The organism is Intrasporangium chromatireducens Q5-1, assembly GCF_000576575.1.
In the GTDB taxonomy this organism is placed as follows: domain Bacteria; phylum Actinomycetota; class Actinomycetes; order Actinomycetales; family Dermatophilaceae; genus Intrasporangium_A; species Intrasporangium_A chromatireducens.
In genome coordinates, this window is record NZ_AWQS01000207.1 from 1 (window position 1) to 6,647 (window position 6,647).

Here is a 6,647-nt window from a genome sequence, read left to right on the forward strand (position 1 = left end):
CTCAACCTCAGCACGTTTCCCCCGCGGCGTGACCGGCTCGACTGCGTTGACTCGCATCTCACATTCACGGGTCACGAGCGTGCTGGGTGGCCGTACGAGCGCCTCGGCGGCGGTCAGCTCCCGCGCCGGGCCGCGGTCGACTGCTCCGGGTGGAAGGTGCCGCGGTCGAGGCCGAGGTGCTCGGGGGCGTGCAGCCGGACCATCGTCTGGGCCAGGTGCTCCGGCCGGCGGTGGCGGGTCAGGACGGACGCGACGACCATCGTGGCGAAGGCGGTCGGCACCGTGACGGCCGCCGGCTGGGTCAGGACGGCTCCGAGCCACCCCTCGCGGTCGATGCCGAACATCGTCGCGAGGACTGCGGTCATCGACAGCGACCCGCCGACGATGAGGCCGCAGATCGTGCCGACCGCTGTCAGCCCCCGCCAGCAGATGCCGAGGACGAGCATGGGGCAGAACGTCGAGGCGGCCACGGCGAAGGTCAGCTCGACCGCGTGCGCCACGGGCACGTCGGCCGACACGAAGGTGAACAGGAGGGCGACCGAGACGCCGACCCCCGTCGCGATCCGGAAGGCCCGAATCCCCTGCCCGTGCTCGGTCCGCCAGCGGAACAGGTCCTGGCTGAGCACCCCCGCGACCGACACGACGAGCCCCGAGGCGGTCGAGAGGAAGGCCGCGAACGCGCCGGCGGCGACCAGCGCGGTGAGCAGGTCGGCCACGGGCCCGTGGAACACGCGGCTCGGCAGCTCGAGGACGACCGAGTCGGCCCGTCCGGCGGCGACGAGGTCGTGCGCGAAGACCCGGCCGAGCACGCCATAGAGCACGGGCAGGATGTAGAACCCGCCGAGCAGGACGAGCACGACGAGCGTCGTGCGGCGGGCGGCCCTGCCGTCCCGGTTCGTGTAGAACCGCACGACGACGTGCGGCAGCCCCATCGTGCCGAGGAAGGTCGCGACGACGAGCGAGTAGGTCAGGTACAGGGCGTGTTCACCCGTCAGCGGCTCGGCCCACTCGGCCAGGTCGAGCGTGCCGACGTCCGGGGCGCCCTGGGCCCCCCACATGACGAGCAGGAAGAACACCGGGGTCAGCAGGGCGACGAGCTTGAGCCAGTAGTGGAAGGCCTGCACGAACGTGATGCTGCGCATCCCGCCGGCGAGCACGTTGAGCGACACGACGACGGCCACGACGAGCTGGCCCACCCAGCGCGGCGCACCCGTCAACGTGCGCAGGGTGATGCCGGCGCCCTGGAACTGCGGCACGAGGTAGAGCATCCCGATGGCGACGACGAGGACGCTCGAGACGGTCCGGGCCGCGCGGGACTCGCACCGGAGCTGGGCGAAGTCGGGCAGTGTGTAGGCGCCCGACCGGCGCAGCGGCGCCGCGACGAAGACGAGCAGCAGGAGGTAACCGGCGGTCCACCCGACCGGCAGCCACAGCATGTCGGCGCCCCGCACGAGGATGAGCCCGGCGACCCCGAGGAAGGACGCCGCGGAGAGGTACTCGCCGCTGACGGCCGAGGCGTTGAGGATCGGGCCCACGCCGCGTGAGGCGACGTAGAAGTCGCTCGTCGTTCGCGAGACGCGCAGGCCGTAGGCGCCGACGACGAGGGTGGCGACCGAGACGACGAGGACCGCCGCGATGCTGGCCGCGGTGCTCACCGGCCCTCCAGCAGGTCGCTGAAGTCGTCCTCGTTGCGCTCGGCCCGCCGCACGTAGGCCCACCCCAGGGCGATGATCTCGGCGAAGGCCACGACGGTGAGCAGGATCCACGGCAGGGGCACGCCGAGGACCGTCGCGCGCCGGAACGCCGGGACGAGGGTGAAGACCACTGGCAGGCCACCGAGGGTCACGGCGAGCGCGACCGCGACCCCGAGCGCGAGCCGCAGCTGGCTGCGGATCAGCGAGGTGACGTAGACCTCCCCCAACTGGGTCTGCGCGTCGATCTCGGAGGCGATGGAGACGCGGCGCGCTCGCGCCGCGGAGGTCCGTGGGCTGGTGACCCGCACCCGCTGCGGTATGCCGCTTGGCTCGCTCCCAGGGGTCACGTCCCACTCCTCGGGCTCGGTTGCGCACGGCGCACGAGGACGTCCCGCAGCCCCCTCGTGTGGCGCCGGCTGACGGCCAGCTCGGTGCCACCGACGAGGAGCGTGTAACGACCGCCCTCGTTGCGCCACTCCGTGATGTGGGCCAGGGCGACGAGGAAGGAGCGGTGGATCCGGACGAAGCCGGCGTCGCGCCACTGCTCGGCCAGCGTTGAGAGGGGCACCCGGAGCAGGTGGCTGCCGGAGGCGGTGTGCAGCCGGGCGTAGTCGCCCTGGGCCTCGACGTAGAGCACCTCGGATCGTGGGACGAGGCGGCTCACGCCGCCGAGCTCGACGACGATGCTCTCGTCGTCGCTGCCGGCGGCCGGCTCACGCCCCTCGATCCGGCGCAGCACCCGGCGCACCGCCTCGGCGAGCCGCTCGTCCCGGACCGGCTTGAGCACGTAGTCGACGACGTTGAGCTCGAACGCGTCGACGGCATGCTGCTCGTGCGCCGTGACGAAGACGACCGGTGGCGGCGTCGTGAAGCGCGAGAGGACCCGGGCCAGGTCGAGGCCGGTGAGGCCCGGCATCTGCACGTCCATGAAGATGGCGTCGACCTGCCGCTCGTGCAGGACCCGCAGGGCCCGCTCGCCGGAGTTCGCGGCGAGGACCGTCCCGATCCGCTCGTCCCGCTGCAGCAGCCAGACGAGCTCATCGAGCGCGGGCGCCTCGTCGTCGATCGCGAGCACGCGCAGCGGCGCGACCGCCCGCGCCTCTCCCCCGGCCCGCCCCGCTGGGACCGGGGCCGCAGCACCCGGCGCAGTGGGCGGCATACCCGTCGGTCCCGTCACAGGTGCACCCCCGGCTGGAACTTCGGCAGGCGCACGGTGACGCGAGTGCCCGCGCCCTGCGCCGTCTCGACGACGAGACCGTACTCGTCCCCGAAGGCGGTGCGCAGCCGCTCATCGACGTTGGCGAGGCCGACGGAGTCGAGGGCCACGTCGCCGGCGAGCGCCTGCCGGACGCGCTCCGGGTCCTCGCCGATGCCGTTGTCCTCGATCGTCACGACGCACTCGCGGTCGGCGTCCTGGGCGAGGATGGTGATCTCGCCGCGGCCCGGCTTGCCCTCGATGCCGTGCCGGACGGCGTTCTCGACGAGCGGCTGGAGGCACAGGAACGGCACGACAACGGGAAGCACCTCGGGGGCGACGCGGACCGTCACGGACAGCCGGTCACCGAACCGCGCCTTCTCGATGACGAGGTAGGCCTCGATCGAGCGGAGCTCCTCGGCGAGCGTCGTGTACTCGCCGTGCTTGCGGAACGAGTAGCGGGTGAACTCGGCGAGGTCGAGCAGCAGCTCGCGGGCGCGGTCCGGGTCGGTGCGCGTGAACGACGCGATGGCCGTGAGGGAGTTGTAGATGAAGTGCGGGCTGATCTGCGCGCGCAGCGCCCTGACCTCGGCCTCCATGAGTCGGGTGCGCGACGCGTCCAGCTCGGCCAGCTCGAGCTGCCCCGAGACCCACCGGGCGACCTCGTTCGTGGCGCGAACCAGGCCGGCGGACGCCTGCGGCGCGAAGACCTGCAGCGTCCCGACGACCTTCTCCTCCACGTCGAGCGGCGCGATGATCGCCTCGCGCAGCGGGCAGCCCGGGTCGCCGCACTCCATCTCGGCGCGGCCGAGGACGACCGTCCGGCCGTGGCCGAGGGTCGCCTCGGCGAGCCTCGGTGCGTGCGCCCCGTGCCCCGAGCGCCCGCCGTCCCAGGCGAGGAGCCGGCTCGTGTCGGTCATCGCGACGGCCGGCGCGCCGAGGAGCGCCCGGAGGAACTTGAGCGACCGCTCGGCGGCCGTGCTGGTCAGCCCTCCACGCAGGGGCGGTGACGCGAGCGAGGCGGTGTGCAGCGTCCGGAACGTCGCGCGGTCCGCCTGGCTCCCCAGGTGGTCCCGGCGCAGCAGCCCGCTCCACGGCGTCATGCCGTGAGGATAGGGGACGGCTCAGCGCTGGGGGCCGCGCTTGCCCGACTCGCCCGCGGTGTCGGCCTGCCCGGAGGTGTCGGCCTGCCCGTCGGCCCTGCCCTCGGGGCCCGCGTCGTCACCCTCGCCCTCGTCGAGGTGCCACAGGCCCGATCGGCGCTCCGCCTCGAGCTCGGCCTGCGTCGCGGCGCGGGCCGAGTAGCGCTCCTGCATCGCCTCGCGCTTCTCGCCGCGGGTCGGCCGGCTGGGCTCCTCGAGGCGCAGGTCGGTGCCGCGGGCACCGAGCAGCTCGGCGCCCGACTGGAGCGTCGGCTCCCAGTCGAAGACGACGGCGTCGTCGGTCGCCCCGATGACGACGGTGTCACCCGCGACCGCGCCGGCCTTGTAGAGCTGGTCCTCGACGCCGAGCCGGGCGAGCCGGTCGGCGAGGTAGCCGACCGCCTCGTCGTTGGTGAAGTCGGTCTGTCGCACCCACCGGGTCGGGCGTTCGCCCACCACGCGGAAGAAGTCGCCCTCTGGGCCGTGCTCGCGCCGGACCTCGAAGCCGCTGTCGTCGACCGCCTTGGGGCGCAGCACGACGCGCTGGGGGGTGACCTCGGGCAGCTCGGCGCGGGCCTGTTCGACCAGTCGGGCCAAGGCGAAGGTCAGCTCCTTGAGGCCCTGGTGGGCGACGGCCGAGACGATATAGACCTCGTAGCCCTGGGCCTCGAGGTCGGGCTTGACCATCTCGGCCAGGTCGCGCGCCTCGGGCACGTCGGCCTTGTTGAGGACGATGACGCGGGTGCGCTCGGCGAGCGGCCGCCCACCGAGGTCGGCGTCGGGGACATAGAGCGAGAGCTCGCGTTCGATGACCTCGAGGTCGGTGAGCGGGTCGCGGCCCGGCTCGAGGGTCGCGCAGTCGATGACATGGGCCAGGACCGAGCACCGCTCGACGTGGCGGAGGAACTCGAGCCCGAGGCCCCTCCCCTCGTGGGCCCCCGGGATCAGACCCGGCACGTCGGCGATGGTGAAGCGCGCCTGACCGGCCGTGACGACGCCGAGGTTGGGCACGAGCGTGGTGAACGGGTAGTCGGCGATCTTCGGCTTGGCGGCCGACAGGACCGACACGAGCGAGGACTTGCCCGCGCTGGGGAAGCCGATGAGGGCGACGTCGGCGAGGGTCTTCAGCTCGAGCACGACGTCGAGCGCCTCCCCCGGCTCGCCGAGGAGCGCGAAGCCCGGCGCCTTGCGCCGCGGGGACGCGAGTGCCTTGTTGCCGAGACCGCCGCGCCCGCCGCGCGCGACGACGTGCTCGGTGCCCATCCCGACGAGGTCGGCGAGCATCCGCCCGTCGCTGTCCTTGACGACGGTGCCTTCGGGGACCGGCAGGACGAGGTCGGGGCCGTCGGCGCCGTTGCGCTCGTCGCCGGCGCCCGGCTTGCCGTTCTCGGCGTGCCGGTGTGGGCTGCGGTGGTAGTCCAGCAGGGTCGTCGACTGCGGGTCGACCCGCAGGATGACGGAGCCGCCGCGGCCGCCGTTGCCGCCGTCGGGGCCCCCGAGCGGCTTGAACTTCTCGCGCCGCACCGACGCCACGCCGTGACCACCGTTGCCGGCGGCGACGTGCAGCACGACGCGGTCGACGAAGTTCGTTGCCATGTCAGGTCACTCTTCCAGATAGAGCCGGCGGGGCGGCATACCCATCATGCGGGGTATGCCGCTCAGCCGGGGTGCATGCGAAAGGGCGGGCCACGTGGGCCCGCCCTCTCACCAGCATGAGCTCAGTTGGTCACTCAGCGGCGCTGAGGCTCTCGGCCGGCTCGATGTTGACGGTCTTGCGGCCGCGCTTGCTGCCGAACTTGACGGCGCCCGCGACGAGCGCGAAGAGCGTGTCGTCGCCGCCGCGGCCGACGCCCTCACCGGGGTGGAAGTGCGTGCCGCGCTGGCGGACGAGGATCTCGCCGGCGTTGACGACCTGGCCGCCGAACCGCTTGACGCCGAGTCGCTGTGCGTTCGAGTCGCGCCCGTTACGGGACGAGGACGCACCCTTCTTGTGTGCCATGTCAGTTACTCCTTGGTGAGTCTGTGTCGCGAGAGTCGCGGATGCTGTGGGCGTCGATCAGGCGTTGATGCCGGTGATCTTGACCTGGGTGAGCGGCTGGCGGTGCCCCTGCCGCTTCCGGTAGCCGGTCTTGTTCTTGTACTTCATGATCGTGATCTTGGGGCCCTTGGCGGCCTTGACCACCTCGGCCGTCACGGAGGCCTTCGCAAGGGCGCCGGCGTCGGAGGTGACCGACTCGCCGTCCACGAGGAGCAGCGGCGTGAACTCGACCGAGTCGCCGGGCTGCCCCGTCACCTTGTCGACGAGCAGGACATCGCCCACCGAGACCTTTTCCTGGCGACCGCCAGCGCGAACAATCGCGTACACAGTGAAACTCACTCTCTGATCAGGACTGGTGTGCCACTTCTGGCACCGGCCCGTCAACACGGGCCCGGTGGGCGCACCGAGGATCTACATTACCGGGTCGGCGGCGGTGCTCACAAACCGGCGGGCGAGCCCTCCGAGGTGGCCCCGGCGCTCGTCGGTGTGCCCGCTCCCTCACCCGCGGCCGAGTCGAGGTGGCTGGCGTGGCTGGCGCCGGGCGGTCCGGCGGGGGCCACGACCCGTCCCCGGCGCCG

The 6,647-nt window shown here is 72.7% G+C and carries 7 protein-coding genes; all 7 read right to left on the reverse strand.

The features are described from left to right. Positions 1 to 113: 113 nt before the first annotated feature. Positions 114 to 1,655, reverse strand: coding sequence for a sodium/solute symporter (locus N864_RS17515; protein WP_034719942.1), 1,542 nt, complete (start codon positions 1,653 to 1,655; stop codon positions 114 to 116). Beyond that, a complete protein-coding gene (locus N864_RS17520; protein WP_034719945.1) occupies positions 1,652 to 2,041 on the reverse strand; it encodes a DUF485 domain-containing protein in 390 nt (129 codons plus the stop codon). The genes N864_RS17515 and N864_RS17520 overlap by 4 nt, the downstream gene beginning before the upstream one ends. Next, a complete protein-coding gene (locus N864_RS17525) occupies positions 2,038 to 2,871 on the reverse strand; it encodes a LytR/AlgR family response regulator transcription factor (protein WP_240474383.1) in 834 nt (277 codons plus the stop codon). Before N864_RS17525 ends, N864_RS17520 begins: the two co-directional genes overlap by 4 nt. Further along, positions 2,868 to 3,992 carry a sensor histidine kinase gene (locus N864_RS17530; protein WP_034719947.1) on the reverse strand — a complete coding sequence of 375 codons (1,125 nt, stop codon included), beginning with the start codon at positions 3,990 to 3,992 and terminating at the stop codon, positions 2,868 to 2,870. The genes N864_RS17525 and N864_RS17530 overlap by 4 nt, the downstream gene beginning before the upstream one ends. 21 nt (positions 3,993 to 4,013) lie before the next feature. Continuing rightward, positions 4,014 to 5,627, reverse strand: coding sequence for a GTPase ObgE (obgE, locus tag N864_RS17535; RefSeq protein WP_081793992.1), 1,614 nt, complete (start codon positions 5,625 to 5,627; stop codon positions 4,014 to 4,016). A 130-nt stretch (positions 5,628 to 5,757) separates the two neighbouring features. Continuing rightward, positions 5,758 to 6,030 (reverse strand): 50S ribosomal protein L27, encoded by a 273-nt coding sequence (gene rpmA, locus N864_RS17540; protein WP_034719950.1) that lies wholly within the window; start codon positions 6,028 to 6,030, stop codon positions 5,758 to 5,760. A gap of 57 nt (positions 6,031 to 6,087) precedes the next feature. Beyond that, entirely contained in the window at positions 6,088 to 6,396 is a 309-nt protein-coding gene (gene rplU, locus N864_RS17545; protein WP_034719953.1) for a 50S ribosomal protein L21, read from the reverse strand. Positions 6,397 to 6,647 lie beyond the last annotated feature (251 nt).